This is a genomic window from Hamadaea flava (assembly GCF_024172085.1).
Classification (GTDB): domain Bacteria; phylum Actinomycetota; class Actinomycetes; order Mycobacteriales; family Micromonosporaceae; genus Hamadaea; species Hamadaea flava.
In genome coordinates this window covers 1,549,187-1,566,797 of record NZ_JAMZDZ010000001.1, presented here as the reverse complement: position 1 = coordinate 1,566,797, position 17,611 = coordinate 1,549,187, and the positions used below count along the sequence as shown (strand labels likewise).

The 17,611-nt window shown below is 69.9% G+C and carries 21 protein-coding genes; 12 read left to right on the top strand and 9 right to left on the bottom strand.

Annotated features, from left to right (window positions below; genetic code table 11):
- Positions 1 to 29: 29 nt before the first annotated feature.
- On the top strand, positions 30 to 1,073 hold the full coding sequence (locus HDA40_RS07555; protein ID WP_253753343.1) for a hypothetical protein: 1,044 nt from the start codon (positions 30 to 32) through the stop codon (positions 1,071 to 1,073).
- 326 nt (positions 1,074 to 1,399) lie between these two features.
- Here HDA40_RS07555 and HDA40_RS07550 read toward each other — a convergent pair whose 3' ends face one another.
- Positions 1,400 to 3,037 carry an HNH endonuclease signature motif containing protein gene (locus HDA40_RS07550; protein WP_253753341.1) on the bottom strand — a complete coding sequence of 546 codons (1,638 nt, stop codon included), beginning with the start codon at positions 3,035 to 3,037 and terminating at the stop codon, positions 1,400 to 1,402.
- Between the two features lie 85 nt (positions 3,038 to 3,122).
- Between HDA40_RS07550 and HDA40_RS07545 the strand changes: the two genes are divergently transcribed.
- Complete coding sequence (locus HDA40_RS07545) at positions 3,123 to 3,551, top strand: MmcQ/YjbR family DNA-binding protein (RefSeq protein ID WP_253753339.1); 429 nt, start codon at positions 3,123 to 3,125, stop codon at positions 3,549 to 3,551.
- Positions 3,544 to 4,002, top strand: a complete 459-nt coding sequence (locus tag HDA40_RS07540; protein WP_253753338.1) for a hypothetical protein — start codon at positions 3,544 to 3,546, stop codon at positions 4,000 to 4,002. Before HDA40_RS07545 ends, HDA40_RS07540 begins: the two co-directional genes overlap by 8 nt.
- 21 nt (positions 4,003 to 4,023) lie before the next feature.
- On the opposite strand, the gene HDA40_RS07535 is transcribed toward HDA40_RS07540, so the two are convergent.
- From HDA40_RS07535 to HDA40_RS07525, 3 genes are all read right to left on the bottom strand, one after another.
- Positions 4,024 to 5,637, bottom strand: coding sequence for a CLIPPER-2 domain-containing protein (locus tag HDA40_RS07535; protein WP_253753337.1), 1,614 nt, complete (start codon positions 5,635 to 5,637; stop codon positions 4,024 to 4,026).
- Between the two features lie 86 nt (positions 5,638 to 5,723).
- The gene (locus tag HDA40_RS07530; RefSeq protein ID WP_253753336.1) at positions 5,724 to 6,068 is read right to left on the bottom strand and encodes a rhodanese-like domain-containing protein; all 345 of its coding nucleotides are present in this window, start codon (positions 6,066 to 6,068) and stop codon (positions 5,724 to 5,726) included.
- 18 nt (positions 6,069 to 6,086) lie between these two features.
- Positions 6,087 to 6,425: a rhodanese-like domain-containing protein gene (locus tag HDA40_RS07525; RefSeq protein WP_253753335.1), complete on the bottom strand. Its 339-nt coding sequence runs from the start codon at positions 6,423 to 6,425 to the stop codon at positions 6,087 to 6,089.
- 141 nt (positions 6,426 to 6,566) lie between these two features.
- Between HDA40_RS07525 and HDA40_RS07520 the strand changes: the two genes are divergently transcribed.
- Both HDA40_RS07520 and HDA40_RS07515 read left to right on the top strand, forming a co-directional pair.
- Positions 6,567 to 6,836 carry a metal-sensitive transcriptional regulator gene (locus tag HDA40_RS07520; RefSeq protein ID WP_253753334.1) on the top strand — a complete coding sequence of 90 codons (270 nt, stop codon included), beginning with the start codon at positions 6,567 to 6,569 and terminating at the stop codon, positions 6,834 to 6,836.
- Positions 6,837 to 6,878: 42 nt separating this feature from the next.
- On the top strand, positions 6,879 to 7,160 hold the full coding sequence (locus HDA40_RS07515; RefSeq protein ID WP_253753332.1) for a hypothetical protein: 282 nt from the start codon (positions 6,879 to 6,881) through the stop codon (positions 7,158 to 7,160).
- A gap of 123 nt (positions 7,161 to 7,283) precedes the next feature.
- Here HDA40_RS07515 and HDA40_RS07510 read toward each other — a convergent pair whose 3' ends face one another.
- Together HDA40_RS07510 and HDA40_RS07505 are read right to left on the bottom strand one after the other, a co-directional pair.
- Positions 7,284 to 7,709: a PPOX class F420-dependent oxidoreductase gene (locus HDA40_RS07510; RefSeq protein ID WP_253753328.1), complete on the bottom strand. Its 426-nt coding sequence runs from the start codon at positions 7,707 to 7,709 to the stop codon at positions 7,284 to 7,286.
- A 72-nt stretch (positions 7,710 to 7,781) separates the two neighbouring features.
- Positions 7,782 to 8,906, bottom strand: coding sequence for an alkene reductase (locus HDA40_RS07505; protein WP_253753327.1), 1,125 nt, complete (start codon positions 8,904 to 8,906; stop codon positions 7,782 to 7,784).
- Between the two features lie 64 nt (positions 8,907 to 8,970).
- On the opposite strand from HDA40_RS07505, the gene HDA40_RS07500 reads away from it, so the two are divergent.
- Both HDA40_RS07500 and HDA40_RS07495 read left to right on the top strand, forming a co-directional pair.
- Positions 8,971 to 9,426, top strand: coding sequence for a MarR family winged helix-turn-helix transcriptional regulator (locus HDA40_RS07500; protein ID WP_253753326.1), 456 nt, complete (start codon positions 8,971 to 8,973; stop codon positions 9,424 to 9,426).
- A 29-nt stretch (positions 9,427 to 9,455) separates the two neighbouring features.
- Positions 9,456 to 9,923 (top strand): nitroreductase/quinone reductase family protein, encoded by a 468-nt coding sequence (locus HDA40_RS07495; RefSeq protein WP_253753324.1) that lies wholly within the window; start codon positions 9,456 to 9,458, stop codon positions 9,921 to 9,923.
- Here the strand turns inward: HDA40_RS07495 and HDA40_RS07490 are convergent.
- Positions 9,911 to 10,417 (bottom strand): DoxX family protein, encoded by a 507-nt coding sequence (locus HDA40_RS07490; protein ID WP_253753323.1) that lies wholly within the window; start codon positions 10,415 to 10,417, stop codon positions 9,911 to 9,913. The two genes, HDA40_RS07495 and HDA40_RS07490, sit on opposite strands and share 13 nt — an antisense overlap.
- Positions 10,418 to 10,522: 105 nt before the next feature.
- Between HDA40_RS07490 and HDA40_RS07485 the strand changes: the two genes are divergently transcribed.
- Entirely contained in the window at positions 10,523 to 11,077 is a 555-nt protein-coding gene (locus HDA40_RS07485; RefSeq protein ID WP_253753322.1) for a TetR/AcrR family transcriptional regulator, read from the top strand.
- 18 nt (positions 11,078 to 11,095) lie between these two features.
- On the opposite strand, the gene HDA40_RS07480 is transcribed toward HDA40_RS07485, so the two are convergent.
- Both HDA40_RS07480 and HDA40_RS07475 read right to left on the bottom strand, forming a co-directional pair.
- Complete coding sequence (locus HDA40_RS07480) at positions 11,096 to 11,950, bottom strand: NAD-dependent epimerase/dehydratase family protein (protein ID WP_253753321.1); 855 nt, start codon at positions 11,948 to 11,950, stop codon at positions 11,096 to 11,098.
- Positions 11,951 to 11,963: 13 nt separating this feature from the next.
- Positions 11,964 to 13,094, bottom strand: coding sequence for a mandelate racemase/muconate lactonizing enzyme family protein (locus HDA40_RS07475; RefSeq protein ID WP_253753319.1), 1,131 nt, complete (start codon positions 13,092 to 13,094; stop codon positions 11,964 to 11,966).
- Positions 13,095 to 13,300: 206 nt separating this feature from the next.
- On the opposite strand from HDA40_RS07475, the gene HDA40_RS07470 reads away from it, so the two are divergent.
- From HDA40_RS07470 to HDA40_RS07455, 4 genes are all read left to right on the top strand, one after another.
- Positions 13,301 to 14,275 carry a LacI family DNA-binding transcriptional regulator gene (locus tag HDA40_RS07470; protein ID WP_253753318.1) on the top strand — a complete coding sequence of 325 codons (975 nt, stop codon included), beginning with the start codon at positions 13,301 to 13,303 and terminating at the stop codon, positions 14,273 to 14,275.
- Between the two features lie 92 nt (positions 14,276 to 14,367).
- Positions 14,368 to 15,747, top strand: a complete 1,380-nt coding sequence (locus tag HDA40_RS07465) for an ABC transporter substrate-binding protein (RefSeq protein ID WP_253753316.1) — start codon at positions 14,368 to 14,370, stop codon at positions 15,745 to 15,747.
- The gene (locus HDA40_RS07460; protein WP_253753314.1) at positions 15,744 to 16,700 is read left to right on the top strand and encodes a carbohydrate ABC transporter permease; all 957 of its coding nucleotides are present in this window, start codon (positions 15,744 to 15,746) and stop codon (positions 16,698 to 16,700) included. Before HDA40_RS07465 ends, HDA40_RS07460 begins: the two co-directional genes overlap by 4 nt.
- Positions 16,697 to 17,572 carry a carbohydrate ABC transporter permease gene (locus tag HDA40_RS07455; RefSeq protein WP_253753312.1) on the top strand — a complete coding sequence of 292 codons (876 nt, stop codon included), beginning with the start codon at positions 16,697 to 16,699 and terminating at the stop codon, positions 17,570 to 17,572. Before HDA40_RS07460 ends, HDA40_RS07455 begins: the two co-directional genes overlap by 4 nt.
- Positions 17,573 to 17,611 lie beyond the last annotated feature (39 nt).

The window sequence follows — 17,611 nt, the reverse complement described above, 5'->3', positions numbered from 1 at the left end:
ACGTATCCGTTGGACTGCCAGGAGAGACTTTGAACCCCACAGACATATCGCGCCACCCTGCCCTGGAGATCGCCTGCGACGAGTCAGGCTGGGAAGGTAGCAACTTCGCCGCCGCGAATTCCGACGTCATCGCGTACGCCAGCGTCCGGTTGTCCGTCGACGACGCCGAGGCGTGCGTACGGCTGCTGCGCGGCCGAACCGAACGGCAGCACCACGAATTCAAGGCCGGCCATCTGATCCGGAACACCGACGGAGCCGGCCTCGCCGCGTTCCTCGGCCAGGACGGTCCCGTGCACGGCCGGGCCAGGGTCCATCTGACCCACAAATCCTGCTTCATCATCGGCCGCGTCCTCGACATCTTCCTCGGAGACTTCGCCGACACGGTCAGCCTGGGCCTGCGGCCCGATCCACGGCTGGCGGCCCAGGCGACCGCGCTGTGCCGATCCGGCCAGGAGATCTTCGGCCGCGATCGGTGGCAGGCATTCCTGTCCGCCACCAATCTTGTGCTGCGCGAGAACCGCCATCCCAAGGTGCACGGGCCGGTGGACGCCTTCTTCGACCAGGTCGACGCCCTCCGCGCGACGGTGGGCACGACCGCCGACGGCTGGCTCGCCGGGCTGCTCGGCGACCTGGCCGACGCCCGGCCCGGCGGCTACGCGGCGCGCATCCGGCTGATCGAGAACCACGTCCTGCAACCCGTGCTGGAGCCGCTGCTCCCGGCGCTGGCGCGCACCGTCCTGCACTGGAGCGCTGGTACGCAGCCCATCGCAATCGTCCACGACGAGCAGTCGGCGCTGACCGAACGACGGATCCAGCGACTGGAACACGTGCTGGCCGAACCGCCGCTGGAACTGATTCGCCCGCCTGCCCAAGGCCGGTTCCTCCAGTTCCGCCAGACGGACTCGCGTACCGAGCCCCGCGTCCAGGTCGCCGACGTCCTCGCCGGGGTGACCCGCAAGATCGCCTCTGGTGGCCCGCTCCGGTCGAGCCATCCAGAGCTGTCCGAGCTGATCCAGCCCTACCTCGATCCCGCCTCCTGCTGGTGCGCGTGGCCGGCTGACCGAGCGGTCTAACCGCGGAATTCGATGGTCATTCGCCCTCCGCATGCGCAGCGGTCGTTTCGTGGGCGGGTCGTTCGCGGGTCGCTCGTTCGTGCAGCGGTCGTCTCGTGCAGCGGTGTGCGGCGGTTGTTTCGCATGACGGTCGTCTTGCGCGGCGGTTGTTTCGCGTGGCGGTCGTCTCGCGTGGCGGTCGTCTCGTGCGGCGGTCGACTCACGCAGCCGTGGTCTGCGCGGCGGTCGTTTCGCGCAGGCGGAGGGCGATTGTCGGCTCGAACCGGCCTGAGTTCGCGAAGGCAGGGCGCATGGGCCGCCTGCGGCGCGCGCCGTGGCTCACCGCATCAGCATCGTCGGTGGAGAGTGTTCCGTACCGGTCTTCGTTGTGGGTCGACGAAAGCGGGTGGCAGGAATTCGGGGAAGCCGTCGGGTCTCATGCGGACTTCCCAGTGCCCGTGGTGGATCTCGCGGTGGTGGAACGCGCAGAGCAGGACTGAGTTCGCGAGGCAGGTGTCACCACCGTCTGCCCAGGATCGGACGTGATGCCCGTGGCACCACTGCGGCGGCCTCTCGCAGCCAGGGAAGGCGCATCCCTTGTCCCGCAACACAAGCGCACGACGCAGCGGCCCGTCGATGAGGCGTCGGGCGCGGCCGACGTCGAGGACTTGCCCGTCGCCGCCGAGCACCGCGGGAATGATCATCGCGTCGCATGCCAACCGTCGCACCGTCTCCGGGGTAAGCAGGTCACCGGTGTCGAGCAGCCCTGCGCCGACCTTGGCTTGGAGCGCGTCCCACGGCAGGGTGATCGTCAGGTGCGGTTTCTCGCCGCCGTTGTCCGGCAGCTCACCGGCGTTCATGATCCGCTGGCATATCTCGACCAGCGCATCGGCCCGCCGAGCGCCAGCCGAACGCAGATCCGGTTCCCCCGGCAGCACCCGGGCTGCAACGCGACCGCCGTCTGCCGCATCAGCGCCACGTCCCGCGCCCGCGCCGCTCGCATCCGCGCACCCGCCCGCGCCGCTCGCATCCGCGCACCCGCCCGCGCCGCTCGCATCCGCGCACCCGCCCGCGCAGCCCGCGTCCGTGCAGCCTGCCATGGTGAATCCGCCCGTTGCGTCCACACCCACGCAGCCCGCGCCCGCGCAGCCTGCCATGGTGAAGCTGTCTGCTGCGTCCACACCCGTGCCGCCCGACGCGTGGGAGCCGTCTGCGGCTTCCTGACCCCCAGCCAGCCCAGCCGCAGCGGTCGCGGTGGGCGCGGGCTTGCGCGGCGCGGACAGCGGATCCAACGCGGTCCGCACGATCGCCGCCATTTCAGCGTCCAGGACGCCGCGGACCCGGTATTCGCCTTCGCCGTAGGGGATGAGGGTGAAGTCGCGCCGGTCGTAGGCCGACCGTTCGGCACGCTCGAGGTCGCGGCGCAGCCGTTCCTCGGCGATCTCCGGCGCGACCAGCTCCAGGATCTGCGACCGATGATTCTCCAGCGTCTCCGGCCGCAACCGGTCGTTCACAGCAAGCTTGGTCAGCACCTCGGCGGCTTTCGCCTTGCCGACAGCACCCACCGCCGACGGCAGATCATCCACCGTCTTGGCGATGACCCGCGCCTGCTCGACGGTGACCCGCCCCGCAACGAGGGCTTCCTCGACCACCGGAGTCTCAGGCAGCAGCTTGGCCAGCTTCGTCCAACCGACAGCATCCTTGTGCCGCATGGCCAGGAGGTAGGACAGCCAGTTTGCCGTGCCGGTCGCGCCCGCGTTGTACGGAATCTCGCGACTGTCCGCGGTGCCGATCAACGTCAGCAGCCGACCGGAAAGCTGCTGGATCACGGCGTGGACCCGGCGGATTTCGTCGGTGATCTCGGTGTCCGAAAGTGTCCACAGGGGACTAGTCGCCAGCTCGGCGACATCCGCCTCGACCTGCGCCAACACCCCGCTCACAGAGTCAACGTTAGAACAACCGTCCGACACCTTCCAGGGGGTCAAGGTCACGAGAATGTGCCACGATGGCTCTACATTGGAAGGTTGCGATTCGACCGCGCGAAGGCGGCGTCCGTCCTACGCTGAGGTCATGGTTGACCAAAGCCGCCCCGCCCAGGTGGACGACGTGCACGAGTTGGCGCTGGCGATGCCGCACGTGACCGTCGAGAACGGCACCGGCGACAATCCGATCTACCAGGTGGGCGGGAAGTCGTTCATCTTCTTCCGGAACCCGCGGCCGGACGCGTACGACCCGGAGACCGGGGAGCGCTACGCCGACGTGATCGTCTTCTGGGTCGGCTCCGACGCGGACAAGCAGGCGCTCGTCCAGGACGAGGAGTCGCCGTTCTTCACGACGCCGCATTTCAACGGGCACCCGTCGGTCCTGATCCGGGCCGGCCGACTCGGGGAGATCTCCCGGGCCGAGCTGGCCGAGGTCGTCCAGGACGCCTGGCTGGCCCGAGCCTCGGCCCGCCGGGCGTCGGACTGGCTGGCCCGTCGGGCGGGCCAGGATGACTGAGCTCGGCCCGGAGTGGTGCGTCGTCGGCACCTTGCTGCCGTACCCGTACAGCCCGACCGGGCCGCAGGCCGAGCTGCGCAGTCAGAAGATCTTTCCGGCCGGAGCCAAGCTCTACGTGCTGGGCGGCTTCGCTGGCATGGGCTACGAGACCTTGACCGTTCTCGGGTACGCCCATCGCCGCCGGAGCCCCGTCAAGGCGCACATCAAGGCCAAGTACCTCGGCGGCTTCCGGGCGCAGCTGGTGTATCGGCCGGTGGTGCTGCGGGCCATTCACTGGGCGGAGGCTGAGGACGGCACGTGTCACCGCTGGCTGTTCGAGTATCGCGAACACGGTCGCGCGGACCTGGCGCCGTCGGATCCGGCGACCGGTGAACGACTGCCCCGCGTGGCGGCCGACTTTCAGAAGCGGCTGCACGGGCCGCCGCCCGATTCGGCCGACGAGCGCGGATAGCCCTGGTTGCCAAGGCGTCGCTCAGTGGCGGGAGCCGTAAAGCCGCCGGCTGATCAGCAGCGTGATGACGCCGAGCAGGATCGCGGCCGCGCCGAAGAAGAGCATCGGCGACAGCGAGGTTCCCGTGTTCGCCAGGGCCGGTCCGGACGGCGCGGGCGAGACGGCCGGGCCTGGTGAGCTGGACGGTGAGAGCGACGGCGACGGTGACGGCGTGGGTTCGGTCTCCACCGTCACGGCTCGCTCGGGTGACACGACCCGTCCGTCGTCGCCGGTGGCGGTCGCGGTGTTGGTGATGGTCCCGGCCAGCACATCCTCGGCCGTCACCAGGTAGCTTCCGGTGCAGGTCGTGCTGTCGCCGGGCGACCCGGCCGGGGCGAGCGAGGTGCTCTCGCAGACGACGCCGGTGACCCGATCGTCGGCCACCTTGATGTCCGGCACCGGTACGCCGGTGACGTTGGTGACGGTGTAGGTGTACTCGACGGTGTCGCCTTCGCGGTACACCCGGCTCGTGTCCGCCGACTTGGCGAGATCCAGCATCGCGAGCGGCTGCATGGATCGCACCGTCACGTTGCCGATGAGGTGGATGTCGGTGAACAGGCCGGTGGACGCGCCGAAGCCGAACTTGTAGGTGTCCGGAACGGGGGTCGGCGCATCGAAGTCCAGCACCCGCCGCGCGCCCGCGCCGTCGTTGAAGTCGATGTCGACGGTGACGTGCGGTGTGGGACCCGGGCTGAGCTGGATGGTGACCGTTCGCTTGGACGGCTGGAGCAGCTGGGCGGCCTGCTCGGCGGTCGTTCCGGGCGGGAACGCGGTCAGCGGTCCCTGCAACTGTCCGGGCAGCGTCGACGGCCAGGGGCCGGTGGTGGTGAAGTTGCTGGTCGTCGCGGTCAGGAAGCAGTACCCCTCGGTGCCGTTGCCCGGCCCTCGCACGGTCACCATGTTCTGACCCGGCCCGGGTATGCGGAACGGGGTGCCGGCCGGGGACTGCTGGGCGCAGCCGCTGCCGCGGTGTTCCCAGTCGCCGAAGTAGTTGCCGAGGACGTCGAATCCGACGCCGAGGTAGCCGTGGTCGACGCCGGGCAGGAACGGGTTGGCCGGGTCGTCGTCCGGCAGCTTCTTGCCGTAGCCGAGGCTTCCGCCGAACGCCCCGGGGGCGCTGAGCCCACCCGACCCGTCGACGAGGAAGAACGAGATCCCGTCCGCTGGAGTCGCTGGGGTCGTGGAGCCGTACTGATACTGATCGAACGTGACCTCGATGCCTTCGGAGGCGGGCAGGGCCTGCTCGAAGAGGACTGCGCCGGACTGGTCGTTGAGGTCGTCGGTGAGCCGGAGGAAACCGAACGGCGCCCCGCCCGCCGGGGGGACCGGCCCGACTGCGGACCCGCAACCGCCCAGCGGATGCGGCCCGTCGCCGATGCCGGTGACCGGCGGCGCTCCGGTGAGACAGGCGGAGCCGTACCCGGCGAACCGGGCGTCGGCGGCCGCGCCGGTGAACGGCTCGTCCACCAGCAGCGTTCCCTCAGCCGGAGCCGCCCAGCCGACTCCGCCACCGGTCAGGACGGCGATCGCCACCGCGATGCCGCCGACCAGGACGCGACGAGGACGTGAGATTGATTCCGGTTGATTTGGTCGCATATGCCCACATTAGGGGGTTGCTCCCGTGCGAACGGTGGGGAACACGCGTACCGGACGTCATTTCGTCGCGACTTCGGCGGTGGGCGTCAGCGGGTGACCGGCAGCCCGGCCCGCGACCAGGCGTGCATCCCGCCGGACAGGTTGGCGACCTCCCGGCCCTCGGCGGCCAAGTATCGGGCGGCCTGGGCCGAGCGCATCCCCGACTGGCAGACGGTGACGACGGTTCGGCCCGCGGGCAGCTCGGACGACCGCGCGGAGAGCTGGCCGAGCGGGATGTGGCGCGCCTTCGGCGCATGTCCCGCTCGCCACTCGTGCTTCTCGCGTACGTCGAGCAGGATCGCTCCGCCGCTCTGCAACTGCTGGGCCTCGGCCGCACTGACCGTCCGGTACGGCTTGGCGAACAGGCCGGTCAGCCACTTGGTGATACTCATGCGGGGCCTCCTTCGTGCTCAGATCGAGCCCGGCTGGCTGCCGGTCACCGTGGCCCGGCCCGCGCGCTGCCAGGCGCTGGTGCCGCCGACGACCGAGACCGCGTCGAAGCCGGCTCGGGTGAGCAGGCTCACGGCCGCCTTGCTGCGATTGCCAGCCGCGCAGATCAGGTAGATCCGCTCGGCCAGGGGCAGCTCGGAGACCTGCTGGGGCAGCCGGCCGAGCGGGATCAGGCGGGCGCCGGGCACGTGGCCGCGCACGTACTCCTCCGGCTCGCGGACGTCGACGACCACCGCTCCGGCGGCGTGGGCGGCGGTGAAGGCCGCCAGATCGATCTCGGACATATCGATCTCGGACATGTGGTTCCCTCCAGCTCTGATTTGATACCCCCGGGGGTATTGCTACCAGGAACAATAGCCCGGCTGGACGGCCGATCGCCATAGCGGCCCCCGATACCCCCCGATGTATCGTTCAAGCAGCTGGTTCGGGAGGGGAAGCGCATGCAGATCGAAGGCGACACCGTCGGCGACGTGGTTCGCCGCCTACGCCGCGCCGAAGGCCAGATCCGGGGCGTCATCGCGATGCTCGAAGACGGTCGCGACTGCGCGGACGTGGTCACCCAGCTCGCGGCCGTGTCCCGCGCCCTCGACCGGGCCGGATTCAAGATCGTCGCCAGTGGGCTCCAGCAGTGCATGTCGGGCAAGAACGACGGTTCCGACCAAGCGGCCGACATCGCGCAGATGGAGAAGTTGTTCATGTCACTCGCCTGAGTTTCGCCCAACCGGAGGGGGTGGCCGGCGCGTTCTTCTGACATGACGCTCTACCACTTCTACTGGGGCGAGGCGTACGACGAGCTTCAGCTGGCTTTCCACCTCCGCTCGGCGGACTATCCGACCGAGGAGGCGTTCCAGGCCGCCGAGGCCGAGGCCAGCGCGTTCATGGACGGCTTCGTCGGCGAGCGGGAGAGTGGGCCCTACCACTTCGACTCCACCGGCGGCCCGCGCGAGGCCCGGCCGGACGGCATCAGCTGGGCGGCGTTCCGCCGGCGCCACGTGGTCGAGGGAGCCCCTACGCCGTTCCGGCGCCGCCGGTAGCCGGTCCGCCTTCGACGATCGCGATCGCCGGCGGGCGGATCGCTTCCGGTCGAGGGCGAACCCGGCCATCGCCCGCATCAGCGCGTCGATGGCCTGCTGGTACGCCGAAAGCCGTGACCGTGATCAGCTCGATGCTGCCGGAGGTTCGTGGACAGTCTTGTGTGGAGTGAGCTCGCCGCTGTCGCGATGCCACTCGCCGCCGAGGTTCATGCTCCAGGAGACCTCCGGAGTGATCTTCAGGATCGGGGCCGTGCCGAACCGGGTCCGGCGCTCGATGATCTCCGCGGTGCCGTACACACGCACGTATCGCGGGGACCATGGGCGTACCGAGGCCAGGTCGTCGATGACCAGAGCGACCTTGATGTTGCCCGCTCGCACGTTCTTGGTGCGGCGCGTCTTGCCCGGGTCGAAGCCGCCGATGTAGAAGTACGTGCCGTCGAACTCGAAGCCCACCGGGACGACGTCGGGCTGGCCGTCGGCCGCGACGGTGGCGATCCGAGCCAGCGGCTGGGACCGCAGGTAGGCGATCTCTTCTTCGGTGAAAGCCATGTCTGCTCCAGATGAGACGTCGATGGGCGAGGGCGGTCCGAGGCGATGGTGGACGCCGCCCCGGACCGCCTTTCAGGGGAGGGTGGGGTAGTCGGTGTACCCGCGGTGGTCGCCGCCGAAGAAGCTGCCGCGGTCCGGCGAGGTGAACGGACCGCCGGCGGCCAGTCGGTCGGGCAGATCGGGGTTGGCCACGAACAGCGCGCCGAACGAGATGAGGTCGGCGGTGCCGTCCCGCAGGAGCGACAGCGCGTCGAGCCCGGTCGGCTCCGGATACGTGTTGGGGTTGAGGATCAAGGCGCTCGGCCATTGTGCCCGCAGCGCGGTGGTCAGCTCCCGCTTGGCCGGAGCCTCCATGATGTGCAGGTACGCCAGCCCGAGCTCGGCGATCGCGCCGACCAGCGACTTGTAGGTCTGGTCCACGTCGTCCTCGACGATGTCGTGCAGCGTGTTGCCGGGCGAGATCCGCAGGCCTACCTTGTCGCCGCCGACGGCGGCCACCACCGCCGTCGTGACCTCGACGGCGAAGCGGATCCGGCCCTCGACCGTGCCGCCCCACCCGTCGGTGCGCTGGTTGGCGTTGGACGACAGGAACTGGTGGATCAGGTAGCCGTTGGCGCCGTGCAGTTCCACGCCGTCGAACCCGGCGTCGATCGCGTTGCGTGCCGCGTCGGCGAAGTCGGCGATGGTCTCGGTGATCTCGGCCTCGGTCAGCGGCCGTGGCGTCGGGAAGGGCTTCGGGCCATCGTGCGTGTAGACCTGGCCCTGGGCGGCCACCGCCGACGCGCTGACCGGCGTCAGGTCGCCGGGCAGCAGGTCGGGGTTGCCCACCCGTCCGGTGTGCATCAGCTGGGCGAAGATCACCCCGCCGCGCTCGTGGACGGCGTCGGTGACTGTTCGCCAGGCGGCGACCTGCTCCGTGGAGTGCAGGCCCGGCGTGTCGGGGTAGCCCTGACCGACGACCGAGGGCTGGATGCCCTCCGTCACGATCAGTCCGGCGCCCGCCCGTTGTGCGTAGTAGGTCGCCATGAGATCGGTCGGCGTGCCGCCGGGGCCGTACGCCCGGCTGCGGGTCATCGGCGCCATCGCGATGCGGTTCGCCAGCCGCGTACCGCCGAGGTCGAATGGTTCAAATGGGGTGTTCATCGTTGTCCGCTCCCGAAGGCATTCGTTGGCCCGCCAGATAGTTGAGCGGGTCACGCATCCACCGTAGCGCAATACATGAGTTCGTCAACTATTGAGTTTGTGTAGTAATGTGGGGCGCATGACAGATCGGGAGGCGCGACTCGCTGAGGCGGGCCGATTGGCGGAGCTGCTGGTCGGCATCGTGGAGCAGGCCAAGGTGGACTTCGCCGCCACGGTCGGTGCGCTGGGTCTGTCCGTGCCGCTCGCTCGGGCGGTCGTGCTGCTGGCCACCCCGGCCCCGATGCGGGACCTCGCCGAGCGCTTGCACTGCGATCGGTCCTACATCACGAGCCTGGCCGATCAGCTGGAGGAGCGCGGCCTCGTGGCCCGGGTTCCCGGCGAGGACCGCCGCGTCAAGATGCTCGCCCTGACGGACGAGGGGGCGGCGGTGCGAGGCCGGATCGCCGAGGCGGTGGCCGAGCGCAACATGATCCTGCATCGGCTCACGGACGGCGAGCGCGAGACGCTGACCCCGTTGCTCGAGCGACTGCACGGCGACGGCACGTCCCCCGCCGTCCGGGCCGACACCTGCTGACCGGACCCCTCGACATCGGAGGCTGCCCCATGACATTCGACACTCGCCGGGGAACCCGCGGCCGGCGCCAGCCCAAGGGGCGGTTCTTTCGCTGGGTCAACACGATGATGACCAGGCGCCTGCGTCGGTCCGGCACCGGCACGATGATGGGCTTCAACGCCCTTGTCCTCACCACCGTCGGCCGCCGCAGCGGCCAGGAACGGGCGAACCCGGTCGGCTGGTTTCCCGGTCCCGACGGCAGCCGCATCATCGTCGCCTCGGCCAATGCCGCTGTCGACAACCCCGCCTGGTACTACAACCTCTCCGCCCACCCCGACAAGGTCCGGATCGAGGTCGGGGGCCGGACCATCGAGGTGGTCGCCCGCCAACTCCACGGTGACGAACGCGAGCACGCCTGGCGGCAGATCGTCGCGGCTGCCCCGCGTTTCGCGCAGTACCAGGAGCGGACCGACCGCGTACTGCCGGTCATCCGGCTGGATCCTCGTCAGGCCGCCTGACGGCGCGACCGCATCGGCAGGCGTGGCAGAGGCAGCGCACCGCGGGTGGGCCACAGCGCCACCGCGATGTAGAGGATCTGCTCCGGGATGCGCTGCCACAACGGAGTCGCCGGGGCGCCGTCGAACGGGACTTCGGCGACGGCGGCGTACACGTTGGCGGGGAGCATGATGACGAACAGCAGGGCGAGGCAGTATCCGGCCGCCCGGCGGGTGCGGCCGATGATCAGGCCGAGTGCGCCCAGGAACTCCAGTACGCCGGTGAGGTAGACCATGGCGGACGGGAACGGCACGACCGGCGGGACCATCGCCAGCAGATCGTCGTGGGTCGGCATCACGGTGACGTCGCCGGGGACGAAGTGTGCGCTGGACGTCATGAACAGCATGATCGCTAGGGCGTGGGCCGCAGCCGTGGGCCAGGTCGCGAAGCGGCGTACGCCGAGCGCGCCGAGCCCGCGAAACACGGCGAGCGCGATCAGCAGGACGAGGATTGTCATGGCGGACCTCCGGAACTAGTCAACGTCAAGATATGGTCGAAAAAACTAGCTCCGGTACGCTATCTTGTCAATGACAAGTTGAGTCGATGTCGAGGAGAGAACGCCGTGACCAAGGCCGGATACCACCATGGAGACCTCCGCCGCACGATCGTCACCGCCGCCGTCGCGGCGATCGGCGAATCCGGTCTCGACGGGTGGAGCCTGCGGGAGCTGGCCCGCCGGGCCGGGGTCTCCCACGCGGCTCCGGCGTACCACTTCGGCGACAAGGCAGGCGTGCTCACCGCCATCGCCGCCGAGGGATTCGGCCTGCTCGCGGACGCGCTGGAAGCCGCGGAGACGGACTTCCTCGCGGCCGGGGTGGCGTACGTGGGATTCGCCGTCCACCACCCGGTGCACTTCTCCGTGATGTTCCAACCGGCCCTCTACCGGCAAGACGACGAAGCCCTCCAGGCGGCCGAGATCCGGGCGGCCGAAGTGCTGCGCAAGGGCTCGGTCGCCGTGCCGGGCGCGGCGGCACGGCCGGCGGACGCCACCTTGGCCGCGTGGTCGATCGCACACGGCTTCGCGAGCCTGTGGATCAGCGGCGCGCTACGAATGCCGCCGGACGCCGATCCCGTCGAAGCGGCCCGCCCCGTCCTGCGTACCCTGATCGCCCGCTGACGCGTACCTCGCCCGTGATCAGTCGCCGAGGTCGAGTTCGTATGCGGCGGTGAAACCCAGCACCTCGCGGGCGGGCCGCAGATCGATCGGCACGGTCCGGCCCGGCAGGTCCGCCCGGCGCGGTACGCCGGGATGGAAGCGGTCGAGCAGCTCGGCGGTCGAGTAGGGGACCACCGTCCGGGGTGCGGCGACGTAGAACACCGGGGCGCCGGACACCGGAGCGCCGAGGGCGAGGTGCGCCGCACGGGCCGCGTCCCCCGTCTCCAGATAGGACCAGAGATCCCGGGCGCCCAGTTCCGGCCGCTCGGCGATCTTCGCGGCCCAGCCGGGGAGGCGTTCGTCGAAGCCGCCGACGAACGGGTAGCGCAGCGCGACGACGGTCATGCCGTGTCGGTGGGCCATCATCGCCGCGGTGAGTTCGTCGGTCTGCTTAGACAGGGCGTACGGGTCCTCGATCTCGGTCGGCATCGCCGGATCGATCGGCACGTACGCCGGATGCAGCAGCGTACGCGCGAACGGCAGCCCGGTCGCGGCGTAGCTGCTGGCGATGACCGCCCGCCGGATGCCGGCCCGGCCCGCCTCCTCGAGGACGGCGAAGGTCGCCGAGACGTTGGCGGTGAACACCTCCAGCGCCTCGTTGCGTTCGGGGGTCGGGATCGCGGCGAGGTGGATCACGCCGTCCACCCCGTCCAGCGCCGTACGCACGCGCGCGGGATCGGCGGCCGAACCGGTGAAGACGCGGTCGGCGGCCAGGTCGCCGGGATCATCGAGGACCAGGGCGTGCGCGGCGACCCCCTGCTCGGCGAGCCGGGCGAGCACCGCCCGGCCGATCCGCCCGGCCGCGCCCGTCACCAGTACGCGCGAGATTGTCATGCGGCTAAGCCTCTCACCAGTTGGTGAAGGCGCCGTCGGTGGCGCGCAGATGCGGGCGTTCGGCTGCCCGCGCCTGCAGCTCCCGGGCGGCGGCCCGGTCGATGTCGACGCCGAGGCCCGGCGCGGTGGGGATCTCGGCCCGGCCGGGACGCACCTCCGGCCGCTGCGTGAAGACCGCCGCGGTGACCGGTTCCGGATCGTTCTGGTGCTCCTGAACGCCGACGTTCGGGCAGGCCAGATTGAGGTGCAGCGACGAGGCGGCGGTCACCGGCCCAAGCGGATTGTGGGTGGCGAGCTTGATGTAGTGGGCTTCGGCCATCGCGGCGATCTTCTTCGCCTCGGTCAGCCCGGACGCCACGCCGACGTCCACCCGCGCGTAGTCGATCAGATCCTGTTCGAGCAGCCGCTGGAACTCCCATTTGGAGCCGAACTGCTCGCCGGCCGCCAACGGCACGCCGGTGCGCGTCCGGAGCATGCGATAGCTGTCCAGCCCTTCGCTCCGAAGTGGATCCTCCACGAAGTACGGTCGCGCCGACTCGATCTCCCGGCACAGGGTCACCGCCTCCGGCGGATCCAGTCGCGTGTGGACGTCCAGGATCAGTTCGATCTCGTCGCCGACCGCGTCGCGTACTCGATGGAACAGCTCGATGCCCGCGCGCATGCTCGCGCGCTGGTCCAGCTGGTCGCCCTCCTGCGGCACCGCGAAGCGCAGGTGCCGCCAGCCCTTGGCCACCAGGTCCGCGGCCCGGTCCAGGAGCACGGACACGTCGTCACCGAGGTGGGTGTAGCAGGGCACGAAGTCGCGATTCGCGCCGCCCAGCAATTGATAGATCGGTACGCCCAAAGCCTTGCCCCGGATGTCCCACAGCGCGACGTCGAGGGCGGCGATGGCCGCGCCGAGGATGCGGTCGGCCGGGAAGAAGCCGCGGCGGAACATGACCTGCCACAGGTGCTCGACGCGCATCGGGTCCTCGCCGATCAGCAGCTCGCCGAGGTGGTCGATCCCACCGGCGACCGCCCGTTGCCGGGACCGGATGCCGACTTCGCCGAGTCCGTAGACGCCCTCGTCCGTGTCGACCACGACGAGCATCATGCTGTCGCCGTGATCGGGCAGGGTCAGGATCTCCCACCCCGTGATCTTCATGCCGTGTCCTCCCCAGACAGCCCGTGAGGGCCCATGAGCGCCTATGAAAACGTTCCCGCAAATCATGGGAGCGTTCGCGGAACAAGGTAAACGGCAGCCTTGATCGGCGTCAACAGCAGGGATTTTTCCGTGGCGTAACGCCCTTGACACTTGCGGGAAGGTTTGCAACGATCCTCGGGCATCGGATCATGCGAGGAGGGGTGAGGGTGGCGGTCACCATTCGTGAGGTCGCCAGCGCGGCGGGAGTATCCATCTCCACCGTCTCGCGGGCGTTCACCGCCCCGGACCAGGTCGGCGAGCGTACGTTGCAGCGCATCCTGGAGGCGGCCACCCGGCTGGGCTACTCGCCGAACCCGGCGGCGCGGTCGCTGCGCGGCGGGCGTACCGGGACGCTGGGTCTGGTCATCCCCGACATCGCCAACCCGTTCTTCCCGCCGATCTTCAAGGCGATGCAGGCCCGCGCCCGCCGTCAGGGCTACACCCTGCTGGTCGCCGACAGCGACGAGCGTGAGGCCGACGAGATCGAGACGATCGCGGCGGTCGTGAAGAAGGTCGACGGGCTGCTGCTGTGGGCGTCCACATTGCCCGACGACCGGCTCGTCGAGCTGTCCCGGCAGGTGCCGCTGGTGCTGGGCAACCGGCACGTCGACGGGATCAGCGAGGTGCACGTGTCGCTCGCCGCCGGGCTGACTCAGGCCGCCGAGCACCTGCGGGCGTATGGGCATCGCCGGTGCGTCTTCGTCGACGGGTCCCGCCCCGAACTGTCGCGGGGCAAGTCCATCCGGGAATCGTTCGCCGCGCATGACCTCGCCCTGATCGAACTCGGCCCCTACGAACCGCGCTTCGAGACCGGCGTCCACGCCGCGACTCTGGTCGCCGCCAACGAGGCGACCGCCGTCGTGGCCCACAACGACCTCGTCGCCCTCGGCATCCTGCACCAACTGTCCCGGCTCGGCATCGACGTGCCCGGCCGCGTCAGCGTCATCGGCATCGACGACACCCTGCTGGCCACCACCGCGACCCCGTCGCTGACCACCATCCGCATCTCCGCCGAGGAGATCGCCACGAAGGCGGGCGACCTGCTCGCCGAGACCGTCGCCGATCCCGATCAGCCCGCCCGCAAGGTCGAGATCGGATCGCGGCTCATTCCCCGGGCGTCGACCGGTCCGGCCGCCGCCTGACATCTGAACATCCGCAACGGCAGGGGCCATCGGCCCCGAGCCGGCAGCCCTTCGCGTCCCGCGTACGGACGCCCCACCCCTGGGAGTGCGACATGAGAACCACCCGACGGTCCGCCCTCGCGCTGTTCGGCGGCGCGGCGGTGGCCGCGTTGACCGGCTGCGACTCGCTCAAGCCCACCAGCGACGGCACGGGCGACACGATCGTCCTCCGCGTGCAGGGGATGCCGCCGGCCACCGAGAAGGCGAGCCTGGACCAGTTCGCCAAGCTGGTCGCCGACTTCGAGAAGGCCAACCCGGGCATCAAGATCGAGGGCTCGACCAACGTCTGGGACTCGATGACCTTCTCGGCCAAGCTGGCCGGCGGCAGCATCGAGGACGTCATCAGCGTCCCGCTCACCGAGCCGCAGGGGCTCATCGAACGCAAGCAGGTCTCGTCGATCACCGGCGACCTGCGCGGGTGGAACCACTACCAGGAGTTCAACCCGCAGGTCCTCAAGCCGATCAGCGACGCCGCCGGCGAGGTGTACGGCGTACCGGAGGCTCCGTTCGCGCTGGGCCTGGTCTACAACCGCGCGCTGTTCGCCCAGGCCGGGCTCGACCCGGACAAGCCGCCGACGACGTGGGCCGACGTCCAGGCGTACGCGAAGCAGATCGCCGCCAAGACCGGCAAGCCCGGCTATGTCCAGGAGTCGAAGGACAACCAGGGCGGCTGGCAGCTCACGATGATCACGTACGCGCACGGCGGCTCGATGGAGCGCCTCGACAACGGCAAGTACGTGGCGGACTTCAACAGCGCGCCGACCAAGAGCGCGCTGAACCTGCTCAAGACGATGCGGTGGACCGACGACTCGCTGGGCCGCAACCTGCTCAACAACCAGAACGACGTGATCAAGGCGTTCGCCGCCGGCCAGGTCGGCATGTTCCTCGGCACGCCGGGCACCTACCGGCTGGCCAAGGTCACCTACGGCATGACGAACACCGGCGACTACGGCATCGGCGCGATGCCCCAGGCGGGCGGCAACGCCACGCTGTCGGGCGGCAAGATCTACATGGTTCCGGCGTCGGTGTCGGCGGCCAAGCGCGCCGCCGCGGTCAAGTGGCTGCTGTTCGCGTACGCCCAGCCGCAGTATGACCCGGCGGTCGCCGCGGCCAACGCCAAGGCGCTGGCGGCCGACCCGAAGGCGGCAGTCGGCGTACCCACGTTGCCGCTGTTCAACCAGGCGCAGCAGGACAAGATCACGGCCGCGATCCAGCCGTACGTCAACGTCGAGCTGCCGCACTTCGCGCCGTACCTGACCGGGACGCCCGCGCTGGCGCTGCGCGCGGAGCCGGCGGTGCAGGCCCAGGCCATCTACGCCGCCCTCGACACCGCGATCCAGGCCGTGCTGACCGACCGCAACGCCGACGTCGACGCCCTGCTGGCGAAGGCCGAGTCCGACGTGAACGCCAAGCTCGCCGCCGCCCAGAAATGAGTGCCGACCTGACCGAGGTCCCGGCCCGGTCCACCGAACGCTCCGGCGGCGCCATCGCCGCCGGAGCGGCCCGGTCGCGCCGCCGGTCGGCGTGGCGGGCCGACGCGGTCGCGTTCGTCCTGCTCATCCCGGCGTTCGTGGTGTTCGGGCTGTTCTCCTGGTGGCCGATCATCCGGGGCCTGCTGATCAGCTTCCAGGAGACCAATCTGGTCGAGCCGGCCCGCTGGGTCGGCCTGGACAACTTCCACGCGATCTTCGCCGACCCGCTGCTGGGCAAGGCCGCCGGCAACACGCTGCTGTTCGTCGGCCTGGCGTTGCTGATCGGCTTCCCCGCGCCGCTGATCCTCGCCGCGATCATGTCGACGGTACGCCGGGCCGGCGGCATCTACCGCTTCCTGGCGTACCTGCCGGTGGTCATCCCGCCGGTGGTGTCGGTGCTGCTGTGGAAGTGGTTCTACGACCCCGGATCGGGCCTGTTCAACGCGGTCTTCGGGCTGGTCGGGCTCGGCCCGTTCCCGTGGTTGCAGTCGCCGGACTCCGCGATGCTCAGCCTCGTCCTGGAGTCCACCTGGGCCGGCATGGGCGGCGCGGTGCTGATCTACCTCGCCGCGATGGTCGGCATCCCGGCCGAACTCTACGAGGCGGCCGAGAGCGACGGCGCCGGCATCTGGAAGCGGATCTGGCACGTGACGCTGCCCCAGTTGCGCCCCACCATCGGCTTGCTGCTGCTGATGCAGCTGATCAGCACGATCCAGGTGTTCACCGAGCCCTACGTCTTCACCGGTGGTGGACCGCAGGACTCGACGGTCACCGTGCTGCTGCTGATCTTCCGGTACGCCTTCCAGAACGGCGCGTACGGCCAGGCCGCCGCGCTGTCGTTCCTGCTCGCCATCGCGCTGGCCGTGCTGTCGGCGGTGTACCTGCGCGCCACCCGAAGCTGGAGCCGCTCGTGAGCACGACCACCTTCATCTCCACCCACGAACGGCGGCGGCCGGGCACCCGGTTCGGGCTGCGAACGATCCAGCTGCTCACCCTGCTGGCGTTGGTCCTGTTCGGACTCGGCCCGCTCTACTGGACGGTCAAGGGCGCGGTGTCGCCGCCCGCCGAGCTGTCGGCCGACCCGCTGCGGCTGTGGCCGGCCGACGCGCGGCCGGAGAACTTCGGCACCGCGCTGAGCGACCTCGGCGTGGGCGCGTACCTGGCGAACACGTTCTGGATCGTCGCCGGTTCGTGGGCGGTGCAGTTGTTCGTCGCCGTGACGGCCGGCTTCGCCCTGTCGGTGCTGCGGCCCCGCTTCGGCCGCTACGTATACGCCGCCATCCTGGCCACGATGTTCGTGCCGTACACGGTGTCGATGGTCAGCCTGTTCCTGACCGTCATCGACGTCCCGGTGCTCCACCTCAACCTGGCCAACACCTACTGGGCGATCTGGCTGCCGGCCGGGGCCAACGCCTTCAACGTCCTGCTGGCCAAACGCTTCTTCGACGCGCTGCCGGCCGAGTTGTTCGACGCCGCCCGGGTGGACGGCGCGTCCACCTGGACCCTGCTGCGCCGGATCGTCCTGCCGATGAGCCGGCCCGTGCTCGCCGTGATCAGCCTGCTCGCGGTGGTGCACAGCTGGAAGGACTTCGTCTGGCCGCTCGTCGTGCTGTCCGACCCGGCCCGTCAGCCGATCAGCGTCGCCCTGGTCAACCTCGCCGAACAGGCGCCACAGGACCTGCTCATCGCCGCGATGGCGATGGCGCTGCTCCCGCCGGTGATCGTGTTCGCCTTCGCCCAGAAGTACGTCGTCGCCGGACTCGGCTTCACCGGCGTCAAGGGCTGACGCACCACTCAGGAAAGTCCCCGTAAGAGTCGCCGTCCC